The organism is Sphingomonas mali NBRC 15500, assembly GCF_001598415.1.
In the GTDB taxonomy this organism is placed as follows: domain Bacteria; phylum Pseudomonadota; class Alphaproteobacteria; order Sphingomonadales; family Sphingomonadaceae; genus Sphingomonas; species Sphingomonas mali.
Genome location: NZ_BCYX01000002.1, coordinates 173,455 through 200,163 on the forward strand (window position 1 = coordinate 173,455; position 26,709 = coordinate 200,163).

30 protein-coding genes and 2 tRNA genes are annotated in these 26,709 nt (G+C 63.3%); 17 read left to right on the forward strand and 15 right to left on the reverse strand.

The window, feature by feature from the left end:
• The first annotated feature begins 10 nt into the window (after positions 1-10).
• From SMA01S_RS02910 to SMA01S_RS02945, 8 genes are all read left to right on the forward strand, one after another.
• Positions 11-2,497, forward strand: a complete 2,487-nt coding sequence (locus SMA01S_RS02910) for a TonB-dependent receptor (RefSeq protein ID WP_066817101.1) — start codon at positions 11-13, stop codon at positions 2,495-2,497.
• A gap of 214 nt (positions 2,498-2,711) precedes the next feature.
• Entirely contained in the window at positions 2,712-3,077 is a 366-nt protein-coding gene (locus SMA01S_RS02915) for a hypothetical protein (RefSeq protein WP_066817103.1), read from the forward strand.
• 63 nt (positions 3,078-3,140) lie between these two features.
• Positions 3,141-3,488: an ArsR/SmtB family transcription factor gene (locus SMA01S_RS24415; protein ID WP_369405650.1), complete on the forward strand. Its 348-nt coding sequence runs from the start codon at positions 3,141-3,143 to the stop codon at positions 3,486-3,488.
• 2 nt (positions 3,489-3,490) lie between these two features.
• Complete coding sequence (locus SMA01S_RS24420) at positions 3,491-4,024, forward strand: arsenate reductase ArsC (RefSeq protein WP_066817107.1); 534 nt, start codon at positions 3,491-3,493, stop codon at positions 4,022-4,024.
• Positions 4,021-4,452: an arsenate reductase (glutaredoxin) gene (arsC, locus tag SMA01S_RS02930; protein WP_066817109.1), complete on the forward strand. Its 432-nt coding sequence runs from the start codon at positions 4,021-4,023 to the stop codon at positions 4,450-4,452. Before SMA01S_RS24420 ends, arsC begins: the two co-directional genes overlap by 4 nt.
• A complete protein-coding gene (locus tag SMA01S_RS02935) occupies positions 4,449-5,117 on the forward strand; it encodes an aquaporin (RefSeq protein WP_066817111.1) in 669 nt (222 codons plus the stop codon). Before arsC ends, SMA01S_RS02935 begins: the two co-directional genes overlap by 4 nt.
• Before the next feature lie 90 nt (positions 5,118-5,207).
• On the forward strand, positions 5,208-5,930 hold the full coding sequence (gene arsH, locus SMA01S_RS02940) for an arsenical resistance protein ArsH (protein ID WP_066817113.1): 723 nt from the start codon (positions 5,208-5,210) through the stop codon (positions 5,928-5,930).
• Between the two features lie 156 nt (positions 5,931-6,086).
• A complete protein-coding gene (locus SMA01S_RS02945; protein ID WP_245649128.1) occupies positions 6,087-6,800 on the forward strand; it encodes a cytochrome b/b6 domain-containing protein in 714 nt (237 codons plus the stop codon).
• Between the two features lie 93 nt (positions 6,801-6,893).
• Here the strand turns inward: SMA01S_RS02945 and SMA01S_RS02950 are convergent, their stop codons facing one another.
• Positions 6,894-7,799: a LysR family transcriptional regulator gene (locus tag SMA01S_RS02950; RefSeq protein WP_066817115.1), complete on the reverse strand. Its 906-nt coding sequence runs from the start codon at positions 7,797-7,799 to the stop codon at positions 6,894-6,896.
• Positions 7,800-7,911: 112 nt separating this feature from the next.
• On the opposite strand from SMA01S_RS02950, the gene SMA01S_RS02955 reads away from it, so the two are divergent.
• Together SMA01S_RS02955 and SMA01S_RS02960 are read left to right on the forward strand one after the other, a co-directional pair.
• On the forward strand, positions 7,912-8,664 hold the full coding sequence (locus tag SMA01S_RS02955) for an SDR family NAD(P)-dependent oxidoreductase (RefSeq protein WP_066817117.1): 753 nt from the start codon (positions 7,912-7,914) through the stop codon (positions 8,662-8,664).
• Between the two features lie 74 nt (positions 8,665-8,738).
• Complete coding sequence (locus SMA01S_RS02960) at positions 8,739-9,155, forward strand: nuclear transport factor 2 family protein (RefSeq protein WP_066817118.1); 417 nt, start codon at positions 8,739-8,741, stop codon at positions 9,153-9,155.
• A gap of 102 nt (positions 9,156-9,257) precedes the next feature.
• Here SMA01S_RS02960 and SMA01S_RS02965 read toward each other — a convergent pair.
• From SMA01S_RS02965 to lon, 3 genes are all read right to left on the reverse strand, one after another.
• Positions 9,258-9,332 (reverse strand) — tRNA-Val (locus SMA01S_RS02965).
• A gap of 121 nt (positions 9,333-9,453) precedes the next feature.
• On the reverse strand, positions 9,454-9,726 hold the full coding sequence (locus tag SMA01S_RS02970; protein WP_066585106.1) for an HU family DNA-binding protein: 273 nt from the start codon (positions 9,724-9,726) through the stop codon (positions 9,454-9,456).
• Between the two features lie 243 nt (positions 9,727-9,969).
• Positions 9,970-12,366, reverse strand: coding sequence for an endopeptidase La (gene lon / locus SMA01S_RS02975; RefSeq protein ID WP_066817120.1), 2,397 nt, complete (start codon positions 12,364-12,366; stop codon positions 9,970-9,972).
• A gap of 94 nt (positions 12,367-12,460) precedes the next feature.
• Here lon and SMA01S_RS02980 point away from each other — a divergent pair, with 94 nt between their 5' ends.
• The gene (locus SMA01S_RS02980; protein ID WP_066817123.1) at positions 12,461-14,158 is read left to right on the forward strand and encodes a M1 family metallopeptidase; all 1,698 of its coding nucleotides are present in this window, start codon (positions 12,461-12,463) and stop codon (positions 14,156-14,158) included.
• 41 nt (positions 14,159-14,199) lie between these two features.
• The gene (locus tag SMA01S_RS02985) at positions 14,200-14,805 is read left to right on the forward strand and encodes a methyltransferase family protein (protein ID WP_066817125.1); all 606 of its coding nucleotides are present in this window, start codon (positions 14,200-14,202) and stop codon (positions 14,803-14,805) included.
• A 266-nt stretch (positions 14,806-15,071) separates the two neighbouring features.
• Here SMA01S_RS02985 and SMA01S_RS02990 read toward each other — a convergent pair whose 3' ends face one another.
• The 5 genes from SMA01S_RS02990 to clpP form a co-directional block, all read right to left on the reverse strand.
• Positions 15,072-15,653 (reverse strand): GNAT family N-acetyltransferase, encoded by a 582-nt coding sequence (locus tag SMA01S_RS02990; protein ID WP_066817127.1) that lies wholly within the window; start codon positions 15,651-15,653, stop codon positions 15,072-15,074.
• The gene (locus tag SMA01S_RS02995; RefSeq protein WP_066817129.1) at positions 15,650-15,895 is read right to left on the reverse strand and encodes a DUF1272 domain-containing protein; all 246 of its coding nucleotides are present in this window, start codon (positions 15,893-15,895) and stop codon (positions 15,650-15,652) included. The genes SMA01S_RS02990 and SMA01S_RS02995 overlap by 4 nt, the downstream gene beginning before the upstream one ends.
• Positions 15,896-15,969: 74 nt before the next feature.
• A complete protein-coding gene (gene clpX, locus SMA01S_RS03000) occupies positions 15,970-17,241 on the reverse strand; it encodes an ATP-dependent Clp protease ATP-binding subunit ClpX (protein ID WP_066585118.1) in 1,272 nt (423 codons plus the stop codon).
• Between the two features lie 104 nt (positions 17,242-17,345).
• The gene (locus SMA01S_RS03005) at positions 17,346-17,666 is read right to left on the reverse strand and encodes a ribosomal protein L7/L12 (RefSeq protein WP_066817131.1); all 321 of its coding nucleotides are present in this window, start codon (positions 17,664-17,666) and stop codon (positions 17,346-17,348) included.
• Positions 17,667-17,687: 21 nt separating this feature from the next.
• Positions 17,688-18,365, reverse strand: coding sequence for an ATP-dependent Clp endopeptidase proteolytic subunit ClpP (clpP, locus tag SMA01S_RS03010; protein ID WP_066817133.1), 678 nt, complete (start codon positions 18,363-18,365; stop codon positions 17,688-17,690).
• Between the two features lie 180 nt (positions 18,366-18,545).
• Between clpP and SMA01S_RS03015 the strand changes: the two genes are divergently transcribed.
• From SMA01S_RS03015 to SMA01S_RS24425, 3 genes are all read left to right on the forward strand, one after another.
• The gene (locus tag SMA01S_RS03015; RefSeq protein WP_066817135.1) at positions 18,546-19,571 is read left to right on the forward strand and encodes an SDR family oxidoreductase; all 1,026 of its coding nucleotides are present in this window, start codon (positions 18,546-18,548) and stop codon (positions 19,569-19,571) included.
• Positions 19,568-19,957: a DOPA 4,5-dioxygenase family protein gene (locus SMA01S_RS03020; RefSeq protein ID WP_066817137.1), complete on the forward strand. Its 390-nt coding sequence runs from the start codon at positions 19,568-19,570 to the stop codon at positions 19,955-19,957. Before SMA01S_RS03015 ends, SMA01S_RS03020 begins: the two co-directional genes overlap by 4 nt.
• Before the next feature lie 192 nt (positions 19,958-20,149).
• Positions 20,150-20,845, forward strand: a complete 696-nt coding sequence (locus SMA01S_RS24425) for a hypothetical protein (protein WP_157093763.1) — start codon at positions 20,150-20,152, stop codon at positions 20,843-20,845.
• A 125-nt stretch (positions 20,846-20,970) separates the two neighbouring features.
• On the opposite strand, the gene SMA01S_RS03030 is transcribed toward SMA01S_RS24425, so the two are convergent.
• The 3 genes from SMA01S_RS03030 to SMA01S_RS03040 form a co-directional block, all read right to left on the reverse strand.
• Positions 20,971-21,897 carry a glycosyltransferase family 2 protein gene (locus SMA01S_RS03030; protein ID WP_066817145.1) on the reverse strand — a complete coding sequence of 309 codons (927 nt, stop codon included), beginning with the start codon at positions 21,895-21,897 and terminating at the stop codon, positions 20,971-20,973.
• Between the two features lie 209 nt (positions 21,898-22,106).
• Positions 22,107-23,756, reverse strand: coding sequence for a trigger factor (tig, locus tag SMA01S_RS03035; RefSeq protein WP_066817146.1), 1,650 nt, complete (start codon positions 23,754-23,756; stop codon positions 22,107-22,109).
• Between the two features lie 62 nt (positions 23,757-23,818).
• A tRNA-Leu gene (locus SMA01S_RS03040) sits at positions 23,819-23,903 on the reverse strand.
• A gap of 107 nt (positions 23,904-24,010) precedes the next feature.
• On the opposite strand from SMA01S_RS03040, the gene SMA01S_RS24775 reads away from it, so the two are divergent.
• A complete protein-coding gene (locus SMA01S_RS24775) occupies positions 24,011-24,178 on the forward strand; it encodes a hypothetical protein (RefSeq protein WP_169804174.1) in 168 nt (55 codons plus the stop codon).
• A gap of 5 nt (positions 24,179-24,183) precedes the next feature.
• Positions 24,184-24,408, forward strand: coding sequence for a hypothetical protein (locus SMA01S_RS03045; RefSeq protein ID WP_066817540.1), 225 nt, complete (start codon positions 24,184-24,186; stop codon positions 24,406-24,408).
• Positions 24,409-24,430: 22 nt separating this feature from the next.
• Here SMA01S_RS03045 and SMA01S_RS03050 read toward each other — a convergent pair whose 3' ends face one another.
• The 3 genes from SMA01S_RS03050 to SMA01S_RS03060 all read right to left on the reverse strand — a co-directional run bounded on the left by SMA01S_RS03050 (position 24,431) and on the right by SMA01S_RS03060 (position 26,677).
• Entirely contained in the window at positions 24,431-25,300 is an 870-nt protein-coding gene (locus SMA01S_RS03050) for a hypothetical protein (RefSeq protein WP_066817147.1), read from the reverse strand.
• Positions 25,297-25,905 (reverse strand): hypothetical protein, encoded by a 609-nt coding sequence (locus SMA01S_RS03055; RefSeq protein WP_245649129.1) that lies wholly within the window; start codon positions 25,903-25,905, stop codon positions 25,297-25,299. Before SMA01S_RS03055 ends, SMA01S_RS03050 begins: the two co-directional genes overlap by 4 nt.
• Before the next feature lie 106 nt (positions 25,906-26,011).
• The gene (locus SMA01S_RS03060) at positions 26,012-26,677 is read right to left on the reverse strand and encodes a peptidylprolyl isomerase (RefSeq protein ID WP_218016810.1); all 666 of its coding nucleotides are present in this window, start codon (positions 26,675-26,677) and stop codon (positions 26,012-26,014) included.
• Between the last annotated feature and the right edge of the window lie 32 nt (positions 26,678-26,709).

Here is a 26,709-nt window from a genome sequence, read left to right on the forward strand (position 1 = left end):
GCTATTTAAAATGGGGATCTCGACCTTGCGGAGCACGCTGCTGGCCAGCGCGCTGATCGCGGTTACCGCTACGCCGGCTTTTGCCGCCGAAGACCCGAAGACGCCGGCGGCAACGCCGGCGCCGCAGGATCCGAGCGCGACGGCATCGGACCAGAATACCGGCAGCAGCGGCGTGCCGGACATCGTCGTTACCGCGACCAAGCGCGAAACCAACCTGCAGAAGACGCCGATCGCGATCTCGGTGCTGAGCACCGAAACGCTCAAGGATCGTCACGTCCAGAGCCTGATGGACCTGGCCGACGGCACCGTGCCGTCGCTGCGCGTCGCGACCTTCGAAGCCCGCCAGTCGGCGCTTACGGTGGGCATCCGCGGTATCGTGCCGTTCGACCAGAACCAGACCGCGCGTGAGCCGGGCGTCGGCGTCTATATCGACGGCGTCTATCTCGGTCGCTCGCAGGGCCTCAACGCCGCCTTGTTCGACGTCGAGCGGATCGAAGTGCTGCGCGGCCCGCAGGGCACGCTGTTCGGCCGCAACACCGAAGGCGGCGCGCTCAGCATCGTCACCAAGGCACCGACCGGCGAGTTCGGCGGGCGCATGAGCGCCGGCTTCGGCAATTACGGCAGCTATAATGGCGAGATGCACCTCGACCTGCCGTCCTTTGCGAACTTCGCGGTCAAGCTCGACGGTGTGATCCAGCACCAGGGTCCGACCGTGAAGGATCCGCTCGCCGGCCAGATCGGCTGGAACGCGTACAATCGCGTTGGCGGTCGCATCTCGGCGCGCTGGACGCCGTTCGAAGGCTTCACCGCCGATTTCTCGTACGACCAGGCGAAGGACGAGAATACGCCGTTCTACAGCCAGCTGGTGAACTATAACCCCAAGGGCCGTCCGGTCGGCGTGGTCGATACGACCACTGGCCGGATCATCCTTCCTGGCGCGCCCGCGGGGTCGCCGACCTGCATTTCGAACACCATCTCGCCCACCACCTGCATCGCGCCATTGCCGCCGCTGGTGAAAGTGCACACCGATCGCCAGGACGTCGCCGATGTCGGCGTGCCGCAGCAGTACAGCGTCGACAAGACCTCCGGTGCGATGATCAAGCTCGCCTATAAGGTCGCGCCTGAGCTAGAGCTGCGCTCGATCACCGCGTGGCGCAAGGTGTCGACCAACCAGTGGGATAACTCGGGTGGACCGGAGCGCGTACCGTTCGCGCCCAACGGTCTGTTCAGCCGCTACAGCCTGTCGGATCTCTATCAGAGCCAGTTCAGCCAGGAATTCCAGGCCGTCGGCAGCATCCCGCAATTCGATTACGTCGCCGGCCTGTATTATTTCCACGAACAGGCCCGTGAATCGGCGGCGACGCCGGCGTCGAACCGCTGGAACATGGACGGTACCGCCTACACCATCCTGCCCTCGCAAGTGTTCGGTCCGATCACCTCGAGCAACCAGGGCTGGGACTATAATTCGCGCTTCCTGCAGCGCGCCAGCTTCGCAAGGGCTCGCAGCTATGCGGCGTTCGGCCAGTTCACCTATACGCCGGACTTTGCGGGCGACATGCTGCACCTGACGGTCGGCGGTCGCTACACCAAGGACAAGCGCGACGGCGTCCTTTACCTCGTGTCGGGCGTGCCGACCAACTGGCTGTTCAAGTACGACAAGGGTCGGTTCGATCCGCTCGTCGTCCTGGCGCTGGATGCCGCGAAGGGCGTCAACCTCTACGCCAAATACTCGACCGGCTACCGCGCTGGCGGCGCGAACGATCGGTCGTCGACCTTCGCGGCGTTCGGGCCGGAGACCGTCAAGGCATATGAGATCGGCGCCAAGCTGGAGATGCTCGACCGTCGGGTTCGCCTGAACCTGGCCGGCTACATCATGAATCGTTCGGGTACGCAGATCGACTTCGACAATGTCGATACCAACCAGTTCCTGCCGGGAACCAATATCCCGAACCCAACCTTCAATCTGCACACCGAGAATACGCAGAATGCGCCGGGTACCTCGAAGATTCGCGGCATCGAAGTCGACTTCACCGCGCGGCCGTTCGACAGCCTGACGATCGGGGCATCCTATGCCTATACGTCGATCAAGGTGCCGGCGACGCCGAATCCAAACCCCGGCCCGACCTTCGGCGTCCTGACTCGGGTGTTCACTGTGTACACGCCGCCCAACGCCGCGTCGGGCTATATCGACTATGAAGTGCCGGTCGGCGACATGTCACTGCGTTTCCACATCGACGCGAGCTACGCCGATGCGCAGTACAGCTTTCAGTCCGAGAGCGTGAAGACCGACAGCTCGTTCATCGTCAACGGCCGCATCGCGCTGGCCGACATCAAGTTGAACGACACGACCAAGTTCACACTGTCGGCGTGGAGCCGTAACCTGTTCAATGAACAGCACATCTATCGCCGCTCGGCGGCCAACGCGGTGGTGTTGGGCGACTATGCGAACTTCAATACGCCGCGGACCTTCGGTTTCGAAGCGGCGGTAAAGTTCTGATCCCCGGATCAGATTAAAAGGGGAAAGGCGGCTTCCGAAAGGAGGCCGCCTTTTTTTTGCGCGGTTGCGGAAACGCCGATCGCCGCAGTCTGCTGTTCCTGCGTCCTCGCTGCACAACGCAAAATTTATCGCGCCAAACCATCTTTCGGCTTTCTTGATTCGTTATTTCCACTATCATGGAATAATAGAATCAATGGAGAACGGAGGAACCTGTATGACGAAATGGCTATTGCTTCTGGCGGCCGGATTGGGGGCAAGCCCGGTCAATGCTGCGGATGCCGTGGGCACCCCGCCCAGCATCTCGGCGCACGGTCCGGGCAATTGGGAAATGATCTGCCATATCGTCGCCGATGGCGATCAGCTGGTGCGTGTCCTGGGGCCAGACCACAATAGTTACTCCGACTCGAAGATGCAGCGGGCCTCCTGCGACTACAAGAACACCACGTCGGCTCCGCTCTCCATCACGATCGCCGGCGTGCCGGCCTGCCCGTTCAAGGACGGCAGTGCTGATGCCTGTGTCTTGAACGTACCCAAAGGCCGCGCGGGCTCTTTCGATCTGAAGGTCAAAGTTGCCCGTTAGGCCTTCGCCTCCCGAAGCGGGCGTTGCCGGTCGCATCATTTCCGCTACAGAGGAAATATGGAAATGAAGTCCGCCGTCACCGCCCTCTCCGCCCTCGCGCATCAAGGCCGTTTATCCGTGTTTCGCATGCTGGTGCAGGCGGGGCATGAGGGTATTCCGGCCGGCGAGATTGCACGCCGGCTGGACGTGCCGCCCAACACCCTTTCGTCCAATCTGACGATCCTCAGTCACGCCGGCCTGATCGACAGCGTGCGCGACGGACGGTCGGTCATCTACTCGGCGCGATATGAGACCATGACGGCGTTGCTGGAATATCTGATGGAAGATTGCTGCGGCGGATCGCCTGAAATCTGTGCGTCGCTGGCGGATATACTCGCGCGGAGCCGTTGCGGTGCGACGGGAGCAGCGTGAGCATGGAGACCACCAACATTCTCGTGCTCTGCACGGGTAACAGCGCCCGCTCGATCCTGGGCGAGGCGATCGTCAATCGCCTCGGCGGAGGACGGTTTCGGGGATTTTCCGCCGGTTCGTTCCCGAAGGGGCAGGTCCACCCGGGTGCGCTTCGCTTGCTGGAACGCCTCGGCTATCCGACCGATGGCCTGCGATCCAAAAGCTGGGACGAGTTCGCGGGTCCCGATGCTCCCAGAATAGATGTCGTCATTACCGTCTGCGACAATGCGGCAGGCGAAATATGCCCCATCTGGCCGGGTCATCCGGTCAAGGCCCATTGGGGCTTGGCCGATCCCGCCGCGGTCGACGGAGACAATGCGGCGGTGGATGCTGCCTTCGAAGCCGCGCATGGCGCCCTGACGGCACGTATCGCCAAGCTCATCGAGCTGCCGATCCGCGATCGCGACGTGCCGGCGCTCGCGATGCGGCAGCGCCTTCAGGCGATCCATGACGATCTCGTCGAGATCGAAACGTCGCGACATGGGGTGGAATCGTGACCGACATAATCATCTATCACAATCCCGACTGCGGCACGTCGCGCAATACGCTGGCGATGATCCGCAATGCCGGCATCGAGCCGCACGTCATCGAATATCTCAAGACGCCGCCCTCGCGCGCGATGCTGACGCGACTGATCGAGCGTGCGGGCCTGACGCCGCGCCAATTGCTGCGCGAGAAGGGTACGCCCTATGCCGAACTCGGCCTTGGCGACGAGAATTTGTCGGACGACGCCTTGATCGACGCGATGATGGACCATGCGATCCTGATCAACCGCCCGCTCGTGGTGTCGCCGCTTGGCGTGCGGCTGTGCCGGCCCTCCGAAGTCGTTCTCGACATCCTGCCGACGCCGCAGCGCGGCGCGTTCGCCAAGGAAGACGGCGAACTGGTTGTCAACGCCGCCGGCTACCGCATTCAATCGTCGTGACACGGCGGGCTATTCTTGCCGAGGCTCTCGGCAGCTTTCTCCTGTTCGCGACGGTCATTGGCTCAGGCATCATGGGCGAACGGCTCGCGGGCGGGAGCGTCGCGATCGCGCTACTCGGCAACACGATCGCGACCGGCGCCATCCTCTTCGTGCTCATCACGATGTTCGGGCCGGTTTCGGGTGCGCACTTCAATCCGGCCGTAACCTTGGTTATCCGATTGCGCGGCGAGATCAGTAGCCGTGTGGCAATAGCCTTTGTCGCGGCTCAACTTTGCGGCGGAATCCTGGGCGTGTGGGTCGCGCATCTGATGTTCGACCTGCCGATTCTCGAACTCTCGACGAAGGTCCGTGCCGGACCGGGCCAACTGACCAGCGAAGCAATCGCCACGTTCGGGCTCATCCTGACGATCCTGGGGACCGTGCGGATGCGGCCTGCTGCCGTTCCCGCAAGCGTCGCGCTCTATATTACCGCTGCTTACTGGTTCACTTCCTCGACCAGCTTCGCCAATCCGGCGATCACCATCGCCCGGTCGCTGAGTGACAGCTTCGCCGGAATTGCCCCGGCGTGTGTTCCGGGGTTCATCGTAGCGCAACTGGTCGGCGCGATCGCAGCCCTCCTCGTGGGCAGCGCGCTCTTCGCGAAGCCGTCGCTCGAGACTTCATGAGCGGCGTCACGTTTCGCGCCTTGCTCAAGGACACCAAGACTTCTTTCGTCTGTGCCCTTCGAGTGCGGCCTCTCTCGGCAAGGAGCTTAGATGAGCCACGTCCGCATTCTGCCTGATCCCCAACACCTCCCCGCGCTCGATCCGCTCTTCGCGATGCCACGACCTGGGCTCGGACTTGGCGACGATCAACCACCGCCGCGTATTCTCTTGCTCTACGGCTCGTTGCGAGAACGCTCATTTTCGCGCCTTGCGGTGGAAGAGGCGGCGCGGCTTCTCCAGTTTTTCGGCGCGGAAACCCGGATTTTCGATCCTTCCGATCTCCCCCTGCCCGATCAAATACCCGGCGACGATCATCCCGCGGTCAATGAACTCCGCGACTTATCGATGTGGTCGGAAGGCCATGTTTGGTGCAGCCCCGAACGCCACGGCCAGATCACTGGCTTGATGAAGGCTCAGATCGATCATCTGCCGTTGGAGTCCAAGGGAATGCGTCCCACCCAGGGGCGTACCCTCGCGGTGATGCAGGTGTCCGGCGGATCGCAATCGTTCAACGCCGTCAACACGATGCGGCTATTGGGGCGGTGGATGCGGATGTACACTATCCCCAACCAATCCTCGGTCGCGATGGCGTACAAGGAATTCGACGAGGCAGGTCGGATGAGGCCGTCCAGCTATTACGATCGCATTGTCGACGTGATGGAGGAACTGGTCCGCTTCACCATCCTGCTGCGTCCGCACGCGGCGCAGTTGGTCGATCGTTACTCGGAACGTAAGACCGCGGGCATCACCATCGATCCTGTCGCCGACATTTGATCAGATATAGCGAAAAAGCGGCCCCCTTCGGATCGCAGACGCTCGATGGGCGGCGCATATTAGGCCTATTACGTATTGGCACGCATCCATGCGTGACCCGAGACTTCGCCGAACATCCGATCGACGATCGGATTGGCATTGGCTCGGGAGGACATTGTGGCGATCGAAAAGGAGCACGTGAAGGTTTGGGACGCGCCGGTGCGTCTGTTTCACTGGGCCCTCGTAATCGCAGTCGCGCTCGCATTCCTTTCGTCCGAGGAGGATAGTGCGCTCAACCGGTGGCATGTCATGGCCGGCTGGGTCGCCGGCATTCTGATCGTGTTCCGCCTGATATGGGGGTTCGTCGGCGGAGAGCACAGCCGGTTTTCGGATTTCGTGCGGCCTTCACGCGTCGCGAGTCACATCGCCGGTTTGACCGGCGGTCGGGCGGAGCCATCCCTTGGGCACAATCCGCTCGGCGCCGTTTCGGTCGTAGTTCTGCTCGCGCTCGTGGCGGCGACGGTCTGGACCGGTGCATTCGGCGGTGAGTGGGCCGAGGAGCTGCACGAAACCATCGCCTGGACGCTGCTGGCCATGGTCGGACTGCATGTTGCCGCCGTGATCCTCATGTCGGTTCTCGAACGGGAGAACCTTGCCCGCGCGATGGTCACCGGGAGGAAGAACGGGCATCGCCACCCTGACGCGGCCGACGCACGGCCGCCGACGGTTGCAGGCATCGTTATCGCAATTGCCGCGATTGCGGCCACAGTCCTCGGCATCCTGCGTTACGATCCCCAGGCGTTCACGCCCCGAAGCACCGAAGCCTTCGAGCATCGGGGAGGCACGGTCGGCAGTTCACTCGAGGAAAACGAAGGCGTGCGCGGCGATTGACCGCTCCGTCACTTGGCGAGCTCACCGCCCAAGTGCCTTTTCGCAAGAACCAGCGCACGTGCCGGCGCCGGCGCGGTGAGGACAACATCGAACTCAAGCCTGCTTGCCCAGCCCCTCCCGCGGAAATCCGTCCGCTAGATGGTCGATCAGCGCACGCACGGCGGGCGGCAGGCCACGTCTCGTCGTAAAGACGAGGTGCACGACCCCCTGCAGGCCGCGCCACGCGGGCAGCACACGCACGAGCTGTCCAGCGTCCAGTGCTTCCCGGCACACGTGATCCGGCAGTATCGCTATCCCGAGGCCCTCAATCGCCATGTCGCGCACGGTCGCCATGTCCTCGCATCCCAGGCGGGGCTGCACGCGGACGATGTGCTTGCGACCGTCATCCCCTTCCAGATGCCATTCGAGGTCGTCTGCTGCATCGTTGGTCGCAAGCACCGACAGCGTGGCGAGTTGCTCGACGCCTGCCACCTGGCTGGCGACCTGCGGGCTGGCGACGAGGATCCGGGTTGATATACCGAGCGAACGCATCGTCAGGGCGGCGTCGGACGTGAAACTGCTTCGCACGCGCAGCGCCAGGTCGATGCGCTCCTCGATCAGGTCCACTGCGCGATCCGTGGCGACGAGCTGAAGCCGCACCTTCGGGAAGCGCCGCAGGAAGGACGAGATCAGGTCCGAGATCGGACCGAGCATTCCCGTCGGGCAGCTGAATCGGATGCGTCCGTGAGGCTCGGCCTGCGCCTGCGCGACCAGCGCTTCTGCCTGTTCCGCTTCCGCAAGCATGGCGCGGCATCGCTCGTAGAATGCCTGGCCCGTGTCGGTCACCCGGAAACGCCTGCTCGACCGCTCGATCAGCCGCAGGCCGAGCCTCTCCTCCAGGCCGGCGATCCGCCTGCTGAGCTTGGATTTCGGTTCGCGCAACGCACGCCCAGCAGCGGCAAAGCCGCCGTGCGCAACCACCTCGGCGAAATAGGCATAGTCGTTGAGATCGATTCGCATCAGCGTTCTCCTAGTGGAACGCTAGGTGCCAATTTTGCTCACTACAAGGGTCATCGTTCCTCCTCCAACTAAGCGGGGCACCGGCATTTCGCCGACCATGAGGAGACAGACAATGACGAACAGGTTCAACCAGAAGGTTGTGGTGGTAACCGGCGGCTCGAGCGGCATCGGCTTGGCCGCAGCGAAGGCCTTCGCGGCCGAAGGCGCCTCGGTCTTCATCACCGGGCGTCGCCAAGACGCGCTGGATGCCGCAGTGAAGCAGATCGGTGGTCGGGTCTTTGCGGTTCGCGGCGACATGGCGAACCTGGCCGACATCGACCGGCTCTACGACGCGGTTCAGCAGGAGCATGCACAGATCGACGTCCTGTTTGCCAATGCCGGCGGCGGTGAGATGGTCCCGCTCGGCGCGATCTCCGAGGAGCATTACGAGCGCACGTTCGACACGAACGTCAAGGGCGTGCTGTTCACGGTGCAGAAAGCGCTACCGCTCATGAAGGACGGCGCGTCCGTCATCCTGACGAGCTCGACCACCAGCATCTCCGGAACGCCGGCGTTCAGCGTCTACTCGGCGACCAAGGCGGCCGTGCGCAACTTCGCCCGCAACTGGATGCTCGATCTCAAGGATCGGCACATCCGCGTCAACGCGGTGAGCCCGGGTGTCACGGAGACGGCCGGACTGGACGAACTGTTCGGCGGCGGCGCGCAAGCCGAGGGCACGAAGGACTATCTGGCGGGGCTGATCCCGGCCGGGCGCGTCGGTCAGCCCGAAGAGATCGCCAAGGCGGTGCTGTTCCTCGCCTCCGACGACGCGAGCTTCGTCAACGGCATCGAGCTCTTCGTCGACGGCGGCCAGGCGCAGATTTGAGGACTCCCCTCTTGTTCACGGGCCTCGGCGCGCTCCCGCCGCCGAGGTTCGGGCTTACCCGAAGGAGAAATGTCATGAAACAGTCCACCGAATCCGCGAACCGCATCCGCGAACTGCTCGACCGGAACCTGCAGGAGGTCTTTGGCGAGAGCGACGACGAGCGCCGCCGTGCGGCGATCGACGAACTCTGGGCGGAGGACGGTGTCCTCTACGTCCCGCCGGGCATGATCGTCGGGCGCAAGGCCATCGACAAGTTCGCGGGCGAACTCCGCGCGACTCATCCGAACTTCGTCTACACACCCCACGGCACGCCACAGGTGCTCCACGATGCAGGCCGGTTGGCCTGGGGTTCGGGACCGCGCGGCGAAACCCCCGAATATACGGGATGGGATGTCATCACCGTCCGCGATGGCAGGATCAGCGCCCTATACGTCTTCCTCGACGAGAATTCGGAAGAGCTTCGTCGCAGCGGCAGCGAGGCCGCGAACTGATGCATCCGTCCGGACCGCTCAGGACCACGCAACCTGAGAACAAGGGGCAACGACATGTTTTTCATGTGCCACGCCATGTTTCAAGCCAAGTGCTTGAAAACATGGTGGGCGCGACAGGGATTGAACCTGTGACCCCACCCGTGTGAAGGGTGTGCTCTACCGCTGAGCTACGCGCCCGATCGCGACACCGACACCGGCGCCGCAAAAGGAATGGGGCGACGTTTAGCGCCGCCCCGTTGTCATCGCCTTAAGACGATCACCGCGATCTTGTCCAGCCCCCGAAAGGACTGGCGAGCGATCAGTTGACCGAATCCTTCAGGCCCTTGCCAGCCTTGAACTTGGGCTGGGTCGATGCCTTGATGGTCATCGGCTCGCCGGTCCGCGGATTGCGGCCAGTCGACGCCTTGCGCTTCGAAACCGAGAAAGTGCCGAAACCGACCAGGCGAACCTCGTCGCCTTTCTTGAGCGCGCCGCCGATCACGTCGAACACGGCCTCAACGGCCTTGCTGGCATCGCCTTTGCTGAGGCCTGCCGTATCGGCAACGGCGCTGATCAGCTCCTGCTTGTTCATCGTCCTCGAAACCCCCGTTTAGAGTGCGTTACACGTTTGCTACTGGAATAAGACTCGCGGCCCCAGGCCGGGCGCGCAGTAACGCTGCTCCGGGCGAACGAGTCAAAACAAATCCGCCGCAACCCCGATCGTAACGATCGAATTTGCGGCGGATCGTTTCGTCGCGTCCCGTTTCAGCACGCGTCATTTGGTTTCAGCAGGGCTGAAACGGTCGCGGTGCCGGCCCAGCGAAGCTGCAAACGATTAGTGCGGTAGCTCCCCTGCCTGGGCGATACTCGCTGGCGGCTGCGCCGCCAGTTCGTCGGCCTCGGTCCAGTCGATTGCCTCGAGCGGCTGGGTCAGTGCGAGCCGCAACACTTCGTCGACATGCTCGACCGGGATGATCTTGAGCCCCTTGCGGATATTGGCCGGAATCTCGACGAGATCCTTCTCATTGTCCTTGGGGATCAGCACCGTCTCGATGCCGCCGCGGAGCGCCGCGAGCAGCTTTTCCTTCAAGCCCCCGATCGGCAGCACACGGCCGCGCAAGGTGACCTCGCCGGTCATCGCAATCTCCCGCCGCACCGGCACGCCGGTCATCGTCGAGACGATCGAAGTGACCAGACCAATGCCCGCCGACGGACCGTCCTTGGGCACGGCACCTTCGGGCAGATGGATGTGGATGTCCTTGCGCGCGAACAGGCTGGGCTTGATCCCATAAGACGGCGCCCGCGCCTGGACGAAGCTCATCGCGGCCTGGACGCTTTCCTTCATCACGTCGCCCAGCGTGCCGGTCGTCTTGACCATGCCCTTACCCTGCACGGTGACGCTCTCGATGGTCAGCAACTCGCCGCCGACCTCGGTCCAGGCGAGCCCGGTGACCGCACCGATCTGGTTTTCGGTCTCGGAGAGGCCATGGCGATATTTGAGCACGCCCGCGAATTCGTGGAGGTTGTCGGGCGTGATCGTCACGCTTTCGACCTTGCCTTCGAGAATCTGGCGCAATGCCTTCCTCGCCAGCTTGGCGATTTCGCGTTCCAGCGTGCGAACGCCGGCTTCCCGCGTGTAGCGCTGAATCAGCGCGCGCAGGCCTTCATGGGTCAGCGTGAACTCGCCTTCCTTCAGCCCATGCGCTTCGACCTGCTTGGCGATCAGGTGACGCTCGGCGATCTCGACCTTCTCGTCCTCGGTGTAGCCTTCGAGCCGGATGATCTCCATGCGGTCGAGCAACGGCTGCGGCAGGTTCAAGGTGTTCGCGGTGGTCACGAACATGACATCCGACAGGTCGATGTCGATCTCGAGATAATGGTCGTTGAACTTGCTGTTCTGTTCGGGATCGAGCACCTCGAGCAGCGCCGACGCCGGGTCGCCGCGGAAATCCTGGCCGAGCTTGTCGATCTCGTCGAGCAGGAACAGCGGGTTGGACGTACCGGCCTTTTTCAGGTTCGACACGATCTTGCCCGGCAGCGAGCCGATATAGGTACGGCGATGGCCGCGGATTTCGGCCTCGTCACGCACGCCGCCCAGCGACTGGCGAATGAACTCGCGCCCGGTCGCCTTGGCGATCGACTTGCCCAGGCTGGTCTTGCCGACGCCGGGAGGGCCGACCAGACACAGGATCGGGCCCTTGAGCTTGTTGGTGCGCGCCTGGACCGCGAGATATTCGATGATCCGGTCCTTGACCTTCTCGAGCGCATAATGGTCCTCGTCGAGCACCGCCTGCGCCGCCGCGATATCCTTCTTGAGCTTGGATTTCTTGCCCCAGGGCAGACCCAGCAGCACATCGAGATAGTTGCGCACGACGGTCGCTTCGGCCGACATCGGCGCCATCGTCTTCAACTTCTTGAGCTCGGCGGTCGCCTTGGTGCGCGCTTCCTTGCTCAGCTTGAGCGTCGCGATCTTCTGGGTCAGTTCGGCGATCTCGTCGCCATCGCCTTCATCAGCCTCATTGCCCAGCTCGCGCTGGATCGCCTTCAGCTGCTCGTTCAGATAATATTCGCGCTGGGTCTTCTCCATCTGGCGCTTGACCCGCGACTTGATCTTCTTCTCGACCTGCAGAACGCCGAGTTCGCCTTCCATGAAGGCATAGACCATCTCCAGCCGCTTCGACTGGTCGAGCTCGACCAGCAACGCCTGCTTCTCGGCGACCTTGATCGCGATATTGCCGGCGATCGAATCGGCCAGCCGCGACGGCTCCTCGATCTCGCTCAGCTGCACCGCGGTCTCCGCCGGCAGCTTGCGGTTGAGCTTCGAATAGGATTCGAACTGATCGACCACCGAACGCATCAGCGCCTGGATCTCCACGCCCTTCTCGGCGTCTTCCTCGATCCGCTCGATCTCGGCGGTGAGGTGATCGCCGCCGCCCGACAATGTCTTCAGCGTGGCGCGCGCCTTGCCCTCGACCAGCACGCGTACGGTGCCGTCGGGAAGCTTCAGGAGTTGCAGGATCGTCGCAACGACGCCCATGTCGTACAGATCGTCGCGCTGCGGATCGTCCTGCGCGGGGTCGAGCTGCGCGACCAGGAAAATCTCCTTGTCGGCGGTCATCGCGCTTTCCAGCGCGGCAACCGACTTGTCGCGGCCGACGAACAGCGGCACGATCATGTGGGGAAACACCACGATGTCGCGCAGCGGCAATACGGGGAAGGATTGGGTAGTCATGGATACTCCGGGGGCGCCCAACCGGGGCGCTTTTGTCTTTCTATATGGGAAGCGTGAGCGTTCCATCAATCTCCCACGCCTTTTCGCCTCCGGATTGGTGGGGATAAGCCTGATCGGCGCAGGCGCGGCCGGCGCCGCGACCTTGCCCAAAAAAGGCGAGCCGCCGCTGACAGCGCAGACTCAGCGATCGGGCGGGCCGGTCGATCCCGGCCAGGCCAAATTGCGATTCGACACCGCCGATCTGTCGTTCGAGGTGCTTCCGGACACCGAACAGCTCAAGGCTGTGGCGGTGGAGAGTTTCACGCCCAAGGTGCCGACCGACACATTGGTGATCGACCTCGACAAGAATCTGGGGCCGAGCGCAGTCGCGATCGATGGCCAGAAACTGCCAGCGAGCGCCTGGTCGAACCCGGAGGGCCGGCTGACGATCAAGCTTCCGCGCACCTATGCGGCCGGCGAGCGCATCACCGCGACGATCGTTTATGGCGGCGTGCCGCACGTCGCGGTCAATGCGCCGTGGGACGACGGCGTGGTCTGGTCGAAAACCAAGGACGGCCGGTTATGGTTCGCCACGACGAGCGAAGGCTATGGCTGCGACATATTGTGGCCGTGCCTCGACTTTCCCGAAGGCGAACCGGGCAAGGTCGCGCTGCACATCACCGTCCCCAAGGGACTGAAGGCGCCATCCAACGGCGTGTTCAAGGGCATCGACACCGGGGCCGACGGCCGCGAGACGTGGAACTGGGAAATCAAGCATCCCAACACCTATGCGATCGCGCTCAACGTCGCGCCCTACGAAGTGATCTCCGCCGACTATAAGAGCCGTTTCGGCAACACTATTCCGATGTTCTACTGGTACCTGCCGGGCGAGGAGGAACAGGCGAAGACGCTGTTCGCGGAGTTTGCCCCCACGCTCGATTTCTTCGAGAGCAATGTCGGCCCCTACCCGTTCGGTGACGAAAAGGTCGGCGTGGTCGAGACGCCCCATCTCGGCATGGAGCATCAGACGATCAACGCGTACGGCAACGGCTACAAAAAAGCACCCGAGGGCTTCGACTGGCTGTTCCAGCACGAATTCAGCCATGAATGGTTCGGCAATCAGGTGACCGCCGCCAATTGGGACGATTACTGGATCCACGAAGGCTATGGCGAATATATGCAGCCCGCCTACGGCCTGTGGCGCGAGGGCTATGCCCGCTACGCGACGATGATGGACGAGCAGCGCAACAAGATCGTCAATGCCGTGCCGATCACGCGCGGCCGCTGGATCACCGAGGAAGAGGTGTACGAGCCGAGCAAGGGCGGCCCTGCCGGCGACATCTATTACAAGGGCGCGTGGATGCTCCACACCTTGCGCTGGCTGATCGGCGACAAGCAATTCTGGGATGTGACGCGGCTCGAAGTCTATGGCCGCCCCGACCCCAAGCCGGGCAATTTCACCCCGCGCTTCGGGTCGACCCGCGACTATGAGGACAATGTCAGGAAGGTCACCGGCAAGGACCTCGACTGGTTCTTCGACATCTATCTGCGCAAGGCCGACCTGCCCGAACTGGTCGAGGCGCGCAGCGGCGACAAGCTCAACCTGTTCTGGCTGACTCCCGACAACCTCCCCTTCCCGATGCCGATCGAAGTCCTGGTCGACGACAGGCTGATGAAGGTCGAGATGCCCGACGGCACCGCGACCATCGACGTGCCCACCGGCGCACATGTCGTGGTCGATCCCTATGCGCGCGTGCTCAAACGATCGCGCGCGGTCGAGGAGTATCGGGCCGGGCTCAAACTGAAGCAGTAAGCGTGTTGTAGGGGCAATACGGCAGGAGCATAAGGCGCCCGATGCTGCACGCTTTCCCAAACGACGCGGTCGCCCTGCCCGGGCTTGCCGCGATCATGCTCGGTTTCTTTGCGTTCTTCATCGCGCTGATGGCGGCGCGGCACCGGGCGACAAAGGTCGGTACCACGCCCTTGTCGCAACGCGCCTCGATCACCTGGCTCTGGATCGTTGTCCAGGGAATCGGCATTGGCATTTCGGGCTTCGGCCCGGTCCGCGTCGAACTCGATCCGCTATCGGCCAAGGCGATCGTCGAGGCGCTCGTCGTCCTCGCGTTGATGCTGGGCGCCGTATGGCTGTTCCATGCGTCCTCGCGCGCGATGGGCAAGAACTGGGCATTGGTTGCCCGCACGCTGACCGACCATACGCTCGTTCAGACCGGGCCGTTCGCCATCGTTCGAAACCCGATCTACGTCGCCTTGTTCGCCTTCATGATCGCGATGGCGATCGCGTTCGGGCACACGCGCAACCTGATCATTGGCGTGCCGCTCTACGCGCTGGGGACATGGATGCGCGTCGCGCATGAGGAACGGCTGCTGAGGACGCAGTTCGGGGCGGCGTATGATGATTATGCGGCGAGCGTGAAAAGGTTCGTGCCGGGGGTTTTCTAACCTGATCCCCCTCTCCCCTTGTGGGAAGGGAGGGAGCCAACACAGTCGGCGGAAGGGTGAGGGGGAGTCGCAGGCGATGACGCTCGTGAGGTCCTCCCCCACCCTTCCCACCCACCCTAGTCGAAGCTGGTGAGGGGTAAGCGGTCGCCTTGGGCGACCGCGCGAAGCTGCGCTTTGCTTCCCCTCATCCAACTACGACTAGCGAGCAAGCTCGCAAGTCTCCGTATCCTTCTCCCACAAGGGGAGAAGGGTTTGGGGGCGCTATCTTACGGCGCCGGATTCAGCATGGACCAGAATTTGGGCCCGCCCTTGGGCACGTGCCATTCGTCGATCACTTCGAACCCGAGCGACTGGTAGAGACTGACATTGCGCGGTGTCGCGGTTTCGAGGAACGCCGGCATGCCGTCCTCGCGCGCCTTGGCGAGCCCCTGACGAATTGAAGCGGAGCCCAGCCCCTTGCCCTGATGCGCGGGATCGACGCCGGCGATGTGCAGATACCAATAAGTCCCGGACGGATGATGCGCGTCGATCGCGTCGCCGACGCGCATCGCGCGCACCAGCGACGACCCGAACGCGCCGATCAGGGGGAACAATTGCTTGAGCATTTCGAGCTTGCCGATCTCGGCCTGTCCGGGCCGCCGCCACAAAGTCGCCGCTTCGCCGCTCCCGGTCACCAGCGGCATACCGCCCGCATCCTCGTCGAAGATCAGCCGGAACATCCGAGGCAGGCGCTTCACGCGGTCGGCGCGATCGGGAAAGATGTACGACGTCGCCGGATCGTCGGCGAAGGCGCGCGCGAGCGTCGCGGCAACCGCGTCGCGATCGATCCGGGTCGCCACGCGGATCATGCCGCCTTGCAGCCTTCGGGCTTGAGCACGCGCCGGGTCGACGGGGGGTAGCGATCGAGCATCGCCGCCGGGCGGATCGGCCGCGGCACGAAGTTACCGCCGCAATTGGGACAGACGCCGCCCAGCACGCCATCGACGCACTCCGCGCAGAAAGTGCATTCGAACGTACAGATGCGTGCGTCAGGACTGTCGGCCGGCAGATCGCGGTCGCAGCATTCGCAATTCGGTCTCAGGTCGAGCATCGCCCCTCCAACGAAAACGGGCGCCGGTCGAAACGATCGGCGCCCGTGTCTCATATCATGCTTGGAAAGCCAGATCAGGCGGCGTCGCCGGCCTTTTCCTTTTCCTTCTTGGCATAGACGCGGATTGGGTCCTTGCGGCCCTCGACCACGTCCTTGTCGATCATCACCTCGTCGACGCCGTCCATGCCGGGCAGGTCGAACATCGTGTCGAGCAATATGCCTTCCAGGATCGAGCGCAACCCACGTGCGCCGGTCTTGCGGTCGATCGCCTTGCGCGCAACCGTCGACAGCGCGTCGTCGGTGAAGCCCAGCTTCACGTCCTCCATGTCGAACAGCTTCTGATACTGTTTGACCAACGCGTTCTTCGGCTCGGACAGGATCTTGACCAACGCCGGCTCGTCGAGATCCTCGAGCGTCGCGATCACCGGCAGGCGGCCGACGAATTCGGGGATCAGGCCGAACTTCAACAGATCCTCGGGCTCGACAGACTTCAACACCTCGCCGGTGCGGCGCTCGTCGGGTGCGGCGACATGCGCGCCGAACCCGATCGACTTGCCCTGCAGGCGATCGCCAATGATCTTTTCCAGCCCAGAGAAGGCGCCGCCGCAGATGAACAGGATGTTGGTCGTGTCGACCTGGAGGAATTCCTGCTGCGGATGCTTGCGGCCGCCCTGCGGCGGAACGCTCGCGGTCGTGCCTTCCATCAGCTTGAGCAACGCCTGCTGCACGCCTTCGCCCGACACGTCGCGGGTGATCGAGGGATTCTCCGCCTTGCGGCTGATCTTGTCGATCTCGTCGATATAGACGATCCCGCGCTGCGCGCGCTCGACATTGTAATCGGACGCCTGGAGCAGCTTGAGGATGATATTCTCGACATCCTCACCGACATAGCCAGCCTCGGTCAGCGTGGTCGCATCGGCCATCGTGAACGGCACGTCGAGGATGCGCGCCAGCGTTTGCGCAAGCAGCGTCTTGCCGCAGCCGGTCGGGCCGACCAGCAGGATGTTCGACTTGGCCAGCTCGACATCGGCGCCCTTGGCGCCATGGTTGAGCCGCTTGTAATGGTTGTGCACCGCGACCGAGAGTACGCGCTTGGCCTGTTTCTGGCCGATCACATAGTCATCGAGCACATCGCAGATTTCCTGCGGCGTAGGGACGCCACCGTCCTTCTTCGAGACCAGCGCCGACTTCGTTTCCTCGCGGATGATGTCGTTGCACAGCTCAACGCATTCGTCGCAGATAAACACGGTCGGGCCGGCGATGAGCTTCCTCACCTCGTGCTGCGACTTCCCGCAGAACGAGCAATAAAGTGTGCTCTTCGAATCGCCGCCATCTAACTTTGGCATTCAATCACCTCGTCACGCGCGGATACGGGCGCGTACCGTTTGCGGGCGCATATGTTAGCGCACCACCGTAAACCCACAATAAAAATCACGCGCTCTTAACCGCGTTACCGTGATGGCAGGACGGATCGCCGCATTTCGTCGACCGCGTCCTTGGCCTCTTTCAATCCCGATCCAGTCGCTTCGCGGACCAGCTTGACCGCATTGATCACTTGGCCGTTGGCCAATAGTCGTTCGACTTCTATACGTGTTTCGGCCGACAATTCCAGCTTTCGCCCGGATTGGATGGTGAGGCCAGACGCGCGCGTTACGCGTGCGCGCGGCACACCGATCAAATCGTCCGAGCGACCGCGTGGCCGCATCGCCAACACGAGCAGGACCAGAAAAACCAGTCCCGCCAGGATCAGCAGGGGCAGTGGAACGAACATTCCCTAGCCCCTGCCGCAACCTCAAGCCGCCTGCGCCTGATCGTCGGCGGGCGCCGGACGCTTGTCGAACACTTCGTCGACCAGGCCGAATTCCTTGGCCTCGTCGGCTTCCAGGAACTTGTCGCGGTCCATCGAACGCTCGATCACATCGATCGGCTGGCCGGTATATTTCGAATAGAGGTCGTTCATCCGCTGACGGATGCGCAGAATCTCCTTGGCCTGGATCTCGATGTCCGAGGCCATGCCCTGGGCGCCGCCCGATGGCTGGTGGATCATGATCCGCGCGTTGGTCAGCGCGACCCGCATGCCGGGCTCACCCGCCGCCAGAAGGAAGCTGCCCATCGACGCTGCCTGGCCGATGCACACCGTGCCGACGCGCGGACGGATGTACTGCATCGTGTCGTGGATCGCCATGCCCGCCGTGACGACGCCGCCCGGCGAGTTGATGTACATGTAGATGTCCTTCTTCGGATTTTCCGATTCGAGGAACAGCAACTGCGCGGTGATCAGCGAGGCCATATGATCCTCGACCGGGCCGACCAGGAAGATGATCCGCTCACGCAACAGCCGCGAATAGATGTCGAAGCTGCGCTCGCCGCGGTTCGACTGCTCGATGACGATCGGCACGAGGCCGCCGGTCACGGGGTCGACGCGGAAGCCCGGAGGAGCGAACTGGCCGGAATCAAACGGGTTGTGCATGTGAAGTCTCTCAGGTCCTTATGCCTTGCAAGGCCCTACATCGGCGCTCGTCCAGCGGGGCGCAAGGGGGCGGAATGATGAACGGTGTCGCCGCGCGCCTTTCCGAGCGCAGCCGCCCGAGACTTGCATCGGCGGGATCGCGGCCCCACGTCCCGATGACAAAGGCGAGAGGGGGCCGAGATGGGCAACATTCTGGTCACGGGCGGGTCCGGCTTCGTCGGCGGGCACGTCATCCTGCAATTGCTCGACGCCGGGCATGACGTGCGAACGACGGTGCGGTCGCTCGCCAAGGAACAGGCAGTGCGCGACACGCTCGCGCACGCTGGCGCAAAAAACCTCGACCGGCTGAGCTTCGTCGCCGCCGATCTCAACCAGGATGAAGGTTGGGCTCAGGCAGTCGCGGGTTGCGACTATGTCCAGCACGTCGCCTCCCCCTTCCCGCTCGCCCAGCCCAAGGACGAGAACGACCTGATCCGCCCGGCGGTCGACGGCACGCTCCGCGTCCTGCGCGCCGCGCGCGACGCAGGGGTCAAGCGCGTCGTCCTGACCTCGTCGTTCGCGGCGATCGGCTATGGCCATGGCGATCAGGCCACCCCGTATACCGAGGCGGACTGGACGAACGTCGATGGCCCGGCGGTCCAGCCCTATATGAAATCCAAGACGCTGGCCGAGCGCGCGGCGTGGGATTTCATCGAGCGCGAGGGCAACGGCCTCGAACTCGCGGTGGTCAACCCGGTCGGCATCTTCGGCCCGGTGCTCAACGAGGATCTGTCGACCTCTATCGAGATCATCAAGCACATGCTCGAAGGCGGATTGCCCGGCGCGCCGCGGCTCTATTTCGGCGTGGTCGACGTGCGCGACGTGGCGGGCATGCAGATCAAGGCGATGACCGCGCCGGAGGCGAAAGGCGAACGCTTCCTCGCCGTCGCGGGCAATCCGGTGTCGATCTACGACATGTCGGTGATCCTGCAACAGGGGATGGGCGAGAAGGCGGCGAAGGCCAAGCTGCGCCAGGTTCCCGACTGGCTGATGCGGATAATGGCGCTGTTCAATCCGCTCGCACGCGAGGCAGGTCCGCGCCTCGGCATCCGCGCAGCCGCGAGCAACGCCAAGGCCCGCGAACTTCTGGGCTGGCAATTCCGGTCCAACGAGGAAGCCATCGTGGCGTCGGGCGAAAGCCTGATCCGGCTGGGGATCGTGCGATGAACGACAATGCGCCGTGGCATGCGCATATCTATTACGACGCGTCCGAGCGCGCCGCCGCGGAAGCGTTACGCGCGACATTCGCCGACATGATGGTCGACGACGTCGCGCCGATCCTGTTCATCGGACGGATGACCGACGGTCCGGTCGGGCCCCATCCGATCGCGCAGTTCGAGATCCATTTCTCCGCCAGCGCTGGGGCTGTGGTTTCGCGCGCGATCGAAACCACCGGGCTGCGCGCCCTGGTCCATCCGCTGACCGACGACGACGTTGCCGATCATACCACACTCGCGCACTGGATCGGCCAGCCGCTCGATCTCGACATCAGCGTGCTCGATCCGCCGGGGCATAACCAGGGCGTCGCGCGGTTCGGGATCAGTGATTTCTGAGAATTGGATTAACGTCAGCTAGCGGTCAGCCGTCGTCGTTTATCGCTCAGGGGGCGACCAAAATTGGCCGCTCATCGATCGTTACGAAATCACTGCCAGCGATCACGCCGCGCGACGATGAACATTTACCTGCATTCAATCTTGCCGATTTTAAATCAAGCAACGACGGACCGGTAAGTTTGGGGAATATCAATGGACCCGTGGCAAATTCTCGTCCTGGCTGGCGGACTCACCGGAGCCGGTCCCGTCGCGCCGATCCAGCAAGGCACACCGCCGACCCCTATGACAACATGGGATTGTACCGCGAGGTCGCCGGATGGAACCATCAGCGCCCGGGTTGAAGTGGATGTTCAGGGTAAGAGTTCTGTTGGCAACGTGACATGGAACGCGAACGTCGGCGATGGCTTGCCTATCCGCGCCACTCTTTTCGCATCCTTCTCCGAAAGCACGCCAGGGGTCCTGCGTAGCAATATGTTGTTCCTTGCTCCTGATCTGTCGGACAAGGTTTCGGGCGACGCGCTACGTGGACGCCGATTTCAATGGGTGGTCTCGACCCATTCGGGCTCGGATGACCAATACCCGTTTTGGTCTTCCGGGACATCCGCTTTCGTGAGCGATTTCATCAAGATGGATTCACATGGTAATATCGACCAGCCTCAGTTTAATTTCGATCCAGAAGATTTCTTTGCCATGGCCCGCGGCAGTGACCAACTGTTCCTCATGGCTCGCGACAAGAAAGGCACAATTCTGCTTCGCCGACGCTTCTTGCTCGGCGCCCTGCGAGCTTGGCCAATTTCGGCGCAAGATATTGCACGGAAAGCGCGCGACCTGACAACAGACTACCTCAAGTCATGTGAGCGCGACGATCATGATCAAATCGTTCTCTGAACGCGACCCTCGCCAAGTCGAGATTGGCGCAGCACTTACTAAAACGCCGGCACGGCGTCGCTCGAGCGACCGCTCCGCTGAGTGAGGGACCAAAGCTGTCGGACCCCAAACACCCAATAGCCGACTCACCCGCCCGACGCGCGGTGCCCCAGATACGCCAACCGCCTCACCTCGCGCCGGCCGCGCACCACGGTGTCGAGGATCAACCCGGCGAAGAAACACAAGGCCGCCAGGATAATCAGCCCCGTCGCCATGATCGCGGTCGGCAAACGCGGCACCAAATGCGTGTGGTAGTATGTGATCGCCAGCGGAATGCCGAGCATCAGCGCCAGTAGCGCGAGCAGCCCACCGATGGCGCCGAAGAACAGCAGCGGCCGCTCGATCCGGTACAGTGTGACGATCGTGTTGAGGATGCGGAAGCCGTCCGAATAGGTCGACAGTTTCGACGCCGATCCCTCGGGGCGCGCGAAATAGCGTGTCTCGACCTCGCCGACCGGCATGCGCAGTTCGAGCGCGTGGACGCTGATCTCGGTCTCGATCTCGAACCCGCCCGACAACACCGGGAAGCTCTTCACGAAGCGTCGCGAGAACACGCGGTAACCCGATAGAATGTCGGTGAAACTCCGCCCGAACAATTTGGCGAGCATGCCGGTCAGCAGCTTGTTGCCCATAACGTGACCGCGGCGATAGGCGGCATCGTGCTGCGTCACACGGCTGCCGACCACCATGTCGAGTTGCTCGTCGACCAACCGCTGCACGAGCTGCGGCGCGGCCTCCGCATCGTAAGTCGCGTCACCATCGGCCATCACATAGATGTCGGCATCGACATCGGCGAACATGCGGCGGACGACATTGCCCTTACCCTGCATCCGCTCGGATCGCACGACGGCACCGGCCGCACGCGCGACCTCGATGGTGCGATCCTTGGAATTGTTGTCGTAGACATAGATCGTCGCGGTCGGCAGCGCCGCGCGGAACCCCGCGATCGTCTGCGCGATCGCGGCTTCCTCGTTATAGCAGGGGAGCAGGACTGCGATACGTGGTTCGGTCATTCGCGCCCTCAAACCTTCTCCCCTTGTGGGAGAAGGATACGAAGACTTGCGAGCTTGCTCGCTAGTCGTAGTTGGATGAGGGAAAGCGAAGCGCAGCTTCGCGCTGTCGCTAGGGCGACCGCCTACCCCTCACCCAGCTTCGACTAAGGCCGGCTTCGCCGACCTAAGTCTGCGCAACCCTCTCCCACAAGGGGAGAGGGATAACAATGTCACTTCTTCGCCGGGGCCTTCTTCGCCACCGGCTTCTTGGCGGGCGCTTCCTCGACGGGCTCGACCTTGGCGGCGGGAGCCTTCTTGGTCGCGGCCTTCTTGACCGGTTCCTCGGCCTTCAGCTCGTCGGCGGGCGCCTCGACCTTTTCGTCGGACTTTGACGGCGCCTTCTTCGTCGCCGCCTTCTTCACCGGCTCCTCGGCCTTGGCTGCATCAGCCTTATCCGCCTTGGCGGCCGGCGCCTTCTTGGCTGCGGCCTTCTTCGCCTTGGGCTTGTGATTGTCGTGGTCGTGATGATGCGTGCCGGTCGCGAAGCCGTCTTCCGACTCGATCGCTTCCTCGAGCTCGGCGCGAGTCACTTCACGATCGGTGACGTCCGCGGTCGAGAACAGGAAGTCGACGACCTTGTCCTCATAGAGCGGCGCACGTAGCTGGGCGGCGGCCATCGGCTCGTTGCGGATATATTCGACGAAGCGCTGCTGGTCCTGCGGCGAATATTGCATCGCCGCCTGGCTGATCAGCCGGCTCATTTCCTGGTTGGTGACCTCGATGCCATTGGCCTGGCCGATTTCCGACAACAGCAGACCGAGGCGCACGCGGCGCTCGGCGATCGCCTGGTAATCGTCCCGCTCGGCTTCCATCTCGGCCAGCGCGGCCTCGGGGTCAGGCTCGTGCGTCGCTTCGTGCTTGAGCTGCTCCCAGATCTGGTCGAACTCGGCGGCGACCATCGACGGCGGCACCGGGAAGTCATGGCCCGCGGCGAGCTGGTCGAGCAGCTTGCGCTTCATGTGGGTGCGGGTCAGGCCGTTGAGCTCCTGCTCGATCTGGCCCTTGAGCAAGCCCTTGAGCTGCTCGAGATCGTTGAGGCCGAGCGACTTGGCCAGGCTGTCGTTGATCTTGGTCTCGCCCGCAGTCTTCACCGACTTGACGGTGAGGTCGAACGTCGCCGGCTGGCCCTTCAGCTCCTCGGCGGGATAATCGTCGGGGAAGGTGACCTTGATGGTCTTCTCATCGCCTGCCTTCACGCCGACGACCTGATCCTCGAAACCGGGAATCAGACGGCCCGAGCCGATCTCGACCGCCATGTCGGTGCCGGTGCCGCCCTCGAACGCGACGCCGTTCTTGTCCTTGCCGACGAAATCGAGCGTGACGAGGTCGCCGGTCTTGGCCTTGTAGCCGTCCTTGGTGTCTTCCCAATTCTTCTGCTGCGCGGCGAACTTCTCGAGCTGCGCCTGAATCTCTTCCTCGCCGGCCGGAACCGTCAGGCGGTCGAGCTTGAGCGCGTCGATCGCCGGCGCGGGCACGTCGGGCAGGATTTCGAGTTCGACCTTGAGTTCGGCATCCTTGCCCTTCTCATAGTCATTCTCGAGCTTGACCGAGGGCTGCATCGCCGGACGCAGCTTTTCCTTGCCGATCAGGGTCTGGATGCCTTCCTGGATCGCGGCGTTGAGCGCGTCCTGGGCCAGCGCATCGCCGTGCATCTTGCGCACCAGGTTGGCGGGCACCTTGCCCGGGCGGAACCCCGGCATGCGGACCTGCGGGGCCACGCGCTTCACCTCGGCGTCGACCTTGGCATCGATCTCCTTGGCGGTGATCGTCAGCGTGTAGGCGCGCTTGAGCCCTTCGTTCAACGTCTCGACAGTCTGCATTTCAGGCCTTCATCTTTCCGGAAAATCATTTGGTGGCCACCCCGCCCCAAAGGCGCGGGGACTGGTGCGGGCGAAGGGACTCGAACCCCCACATCTTGCGATACTGGAACCTAAATCCAGCGCGTCTACCAGTTCCGCCACGCCCGCGAGAGGACCGCCGGTCGGCGGCGTCTATAGCAACTGCCCCACCGGGAGCAACCCGCTTGGCAACTGACGGGGCTATAAAGACGTTAATCGCGCGAAAGGAACCTCCCATGGCCACCAATCCCCCGCCCGAGACGCCTCCCCCCGAAATGCCGCCGGAGCCTAGCCAACCGGGGCAACCGACGCCCGCTCCGCCCGAGATCGCACCGCCGATGCCCGATATCGACATTCCCTCACCTGGCGAACAACCGACCGGCCCCGCCAACCCGCAAGGATGACCCCGATGACCGATCAAAATAGGCAGCCCGATGTCGCGGGCCAACGCGAACGCGATGTCCGCAAAGGTGACACCCGCAGCGACCTCCAACAGGAAGTCGAGGCGCGCAAGGACGCAGTCGAACGCGGCGAAGGCGGCCCAGAGCCCGAGACCATGACCGCGCCCGGCCTGTTCTCCGGCAATGCCGGCACCGGCGGCGAGACCAAGAACCAGGATGACGACGCGCAGTAGAGAGCGTCGCCTTCCTTGCCGGTCAGCTCCCCGCGGTCAGATCGACGATGCGATCGCGGTCATAGCGCATCACGCCCGGAATCGCCTGAATCCGATTGATCGTCACGCCGAAATAATTGGGCAGCTTGCCGATCGGCCGAAAACGCGCCGGCACGACGTGCGCGCGGCTTAGCCGCGGATCGATTGCGACGCTGGCGCCGGCGGGCACCAGAAATGGCACGTCCAGGATCATCGGTGCCGACGAATCGCCCTCCGGACGCTTGACCGTCAGATTGGCCTTGGCCGCGATCACGCCGAGATCGACGATCTCGCCAGCCTTCGCCGCGAAGGCCACGCTGCCCATGCAGAAGCAACTGCCCATCGCGCCGCCATTCGGCGCCATGGCGAGCGGTCCGTAGATGCGATATTCGCCGGGCGTCAGCTCCTGAAGATAGGTCGACAGGCCGCCATCGGCCTTGGCGAAACGATTGATCGGCCCGATCGCGACGCCGGCCAGCAACGGGAACGGCGTGAACTGGAAGTTCGCCTCGGTGGGTTCGATCGGTTTGTCGGGTAACGGCGGCAGTGCCGCGCCCTTGGGCGCGCCGGCTCTATCCTTCACCGCCGCATTATATTCCGCCTGCTTCTTGACGTATTTTCCATGCGCCTTGGCCAGCGCATCGGCGCGGAACTTGTCGTAGGTGGCCTGGTCGTCGGCGGTGGGTACCTTCATCAAATAGAGCGGCACCGCGATGTCCGACCGCAGCATGACATAAGCCTTGGCCGAATTCAGTGCGATGGCGGGCTTGTCCTTGACTGCGGCGGTTTCGACGAAGACCGGCGCCTTCTCCTTGGCGATAGCGGGACCGGCGAGCGAGAGCGCGATCAGCGCGCTGGGCAATAATTTCTTCATAGCCCCAGTACCTTTCCCTGCAGCTTGCCCGACGAAGCGACCAGCGCCTGTTGCTTGAGGTAATGCTGGCGCTTCTCCTCGTTGACGCCCGACAGACCTTCCTCGAAATTGAACTCGTCCCACAGCGCCTTGGGCAAGCCGTAGCGATCATAGCCCTTGAAGTTCATGCACGTGCGCATGTTGACCCGACGAAGGCGGCGCTTTTCGGCCGAGCCGAAGATTGCCATCGCCACCGCGCTGCCGATCGCACCACCGAGCGCGCCGGCCATCGTCCCGGCATAGGGATAGGGCACCTGCACGTCGCTGACCCCGCTCTGCAGGCCGCGTGCATAATTGTCGCATTCAGCGATGTCGCCATAGGCCGTGGCGAAGTCCGTATCGGCGCGATGGAAGGCGTAATATTTGTCGAAATCCGCGGCCTCGGTACCGTTGGACGTATAATCCAGCTTCGGCATCGTTACCGATTGCGCATCGGCATTGGTGACGGCCGAAACGCCGAATGGCGACGCGCTATCGACCAGATAAACGGTTTTCTCCTGCGCCGCCGCCGGCGTTCCGCCGAACGGCAGCGCGACCATGGCCGCGACGGCGGCCAAATCATGCATTTTCATGCGATCCCCCATTTTGGATACGGCGAATCGCCGCGTCCCCCAGGGGCACCATAACCGGCGGTAAAGGGCCGACAAGTAGTGTCAGGCCCGCTGTGGCACGTCAGCCCTTGGGCAGCCTGCGCGCACTCAGCACGCGCACCGGCGCCACGGGCACTTCGCCCTTGAACGACCCGCGCACGGTCGCATTGGGGTCGATCGGCGCGTCGAAGATCTTGAGCACGACGTCCATGCCGTCGACCACACTGCCGAACGCTGCGTAGCCGAGGTTGGTCTTGGTCGCGTCCTCGGGCCGGGTCGGGTCGGCATCGAATGACGGCTGGTCGCCGACGCTGATCGTGAAGTCGCCGCGCGCCGATCCCGGCGCCAGCCGGGCGGTCGACAGCGTGCCGTTGAGATGCTTGAGCCCGGTGATCGTCGTAGGCTCATGCTTGATCGGCGGCAGCGTCCGCTTGGGGTCGCCATTCGTACCGAATTGCACGAATCCGAATTTATCGGCCACCTTGCAGGTGCGGTAGAAGGTGATGCCGTCGAGCTTCTTCTGGTCGACATAATGCAGGAAATTGGCCGCGGTGACCGGCGCCTTCGCCGTCTCGACCTCGACCGTGAAACTGCCGACCGTCGTGTCGATCTTTACGCGCGGTAGTGCAGCCACCGGTGTCGGCGCGACCGCAGGCGTCGGTGCGGGCTGCGGCGCGGGTGCCGGGCTCGTCTGCGCCAGCACCGGCGTCGCCAACAGCCCCAGTGTCATGGTGATCAGTCGCCGCATCGTCGTCACTCCTTTATGGAGCGAGCCTATTT

What these genes read in the sequence shown, in the direction of transcription:
- lon (WP_066817120.1), bottom strand. Translation starts at nt 12,366, where the DNA reads ATGACTACCCAATCCTTCCCCGTATTGCCGCTGCGCGACATCGTGGTG.
- SMA01S_RS02910 (WP_066817101.1), top strand. Translation starts at nt 11, where the DNA reads ATGGGGATCTCGACCTTGCGGAGCACGCTGCTGGCCAGCGCGCTGATC.
- SMA01S_RS02955 (WP_066817117.1), top strand. Translation starts at nt 7,912, where the DNA reads ATGACGAACAGGTTCAACCAGAAGGTTGTGGTGGTAACCGGCGGCTCG.
- SMA01S_RS02950 (WP_066817115.1), bottom strand. Translation starts at nt 7,799, where the DNA reads ATGCGAATCGATCTCAACGACTATGCCTATTTCGCCGAGGTGGTTGCG.
- SMA01S_RS03055 (WP_245649129.1), bottom strand. Translation starts at nt 25,905, where the DNA reads ATGCATGATTTGGCCGCCGTCGCGGCCATGGTCGCGCTGCCGTTCGGC.
- SMA01S_RS02995 (WP_066817129.1), bottom strand. Translation starts at nt 15,895, where the DNA reads ATGCTCGACCTGAGACCGAATTGCGAATGCTGCGACCGCGATCTGCCG.
- clpP (WP_066817133.1), bottom strand. Translation starts at nt 18,365, where the DNA reads ATGCACAACCCGTTTGATTCCGGCCAGTTCGCTCCTCCGGGCTTCCGC.
- SMA01S_RS03030 (WP_066817145.1), bottom strand. Translation starts at nt 21,897, where the DNA reads ATGACCGAACCACGTATCGCAGTCCTGCTCCCCTGCTATAACGAGGAA.
- SMA01S_RS03060 (WP_218016810.1), bottom strand. Translation starts at nt 26,677, where the DNA reads ATGCGGCGACTGATCACCATGACACTGGGGCTGTTGGCGACGCCGGTG.
- SMA01S_RS02915 (WP_066817103.1), top strand. Translation starts at nt 2,712, where the DNA reads ATGACGAAATGGCTATTGCTTCTGGCGGCCGGATTGGGGGCAAGCCCG.
- SMA01S_RS02985 (WP_066817125.1), top strand. Translation starts at nt 14,200, where the DNA reads ATGCTGCACGCTTTCCCAAACGACGCGGTCGCCCTGCCCGGGCTTGCC.
- SMA01S_RS24420 (WP_066817107.1), top strand. Translation starts at nt 3,491, where the DNA reads ATGGAGACCACCAACATTCTCGTGCTCTGCACGGGTAACAGCGCCCGC.
- SMA01S_RS03050 (WP_066817147.1), bottom strand. Translation starts at nt 25,300, where the DNA reads ATGAAGAAATTATTGCCCAGCGCGCTGATCGCGCTCTCGCTCGCCGGT.
- SMA01S_RS03015 (WP_066817135.1), top strand. Translation starts at nt 18,546, where the DNA reads ATGGGCAACATTCTGGTCACGGGCGGGTCCGGCTTCGTCGGCGGGCAC.
- SMA01S_RS03045 (WP_066817540.1), top strand. Translation starts at nt 24,184, where the DNA reads ATGACCGATCAAAATAGGCAGCCCGATGTCGCGGGCCAACGCGAACGC.
- arsH (WP_066817113.1), top strand. Translation starts at nt 5,208, where the DNA reads ATGAGCCACGTCCGCATTCTGCCTGATCCCCAACACCTCCCCGCGCTC.
- SMA01S_RS02990 (WP_066817127.1), bottom strand. Translation starts at nt 15,653, where the DNA reads ATGATCCGCGTGGCGACCCGGATCGATCGCGACGCGGTTGCCGCGACG.
- SMA01S_RS02960 (WP_066817118.1), top strand. Translation starts at nt 8,739, where the DNA reads ATGAAACAGTCCACCGAATCCGCGAACCGCATCCGCGAACTGCTCGAC.
- SMA01S_RS24415 (WP_369405650.1), top strand. Translation starts at nt 3,141, where the DNA reads ATGAAGTCCGCCGTCACCGCCCTCTCCGCCCTCGCGCATCAAGGCCGT.
- SMA01S_RS03020 (WP_066817137.1), top strand. Translation starts at nt 19,568, where the DNA reads ATGAACGACAATGCGCCGTGGCATGCGCATATCTATTACGACGCGTCC.
- SMA01S_RS24425 (WP_157093763.1), top strand. Translation starts at nt 20,150, where the DNA reads ATGGACCCGTGGCAAATTCTCGTCCTGGCTGGCGGACTCACCGGAGCC.
- clpX (WP_066585118.1), bottom strand. Translation starts at nt 17,241, where the DNA reads ATGCCAAAGTTAGATGGCGGCGATTCGAAGAGCACACTTTATTGCTCG.
- tig (WP_066817146.1), bottom strand. Translation starts at nt 23,756, where the DNA reads ATGCAGACTGTCGAGACGTTGAACGAAGGGCTCAAGCGCGCCTACACG.
- SMA01S_RS02970 (WP_066585106.1), bottom strand. Translation starts at nt 9,726, where the DNA reads ATGAACAAGCAGGAGCTGATCAGCGCCGTTGCCGATACGGCAGGCCTC.
- SMA01S_RS03005 (WP_066817131.1), bottom strand. Translation starts at nt 17,666, where the DNA reads ATGTTCGTTCCACTGCCCCTGCTGATCCTGGCGGGACTGGTTTTTCTG.
- SMA01S_RS24775 (WP_169804174.1), top strand. Translation starts at nt 24,011, where the DNA reads ATGGCCACCAATCCCCCGCCCGAGACGCCTCCCCCCGAAATGCCGCCG.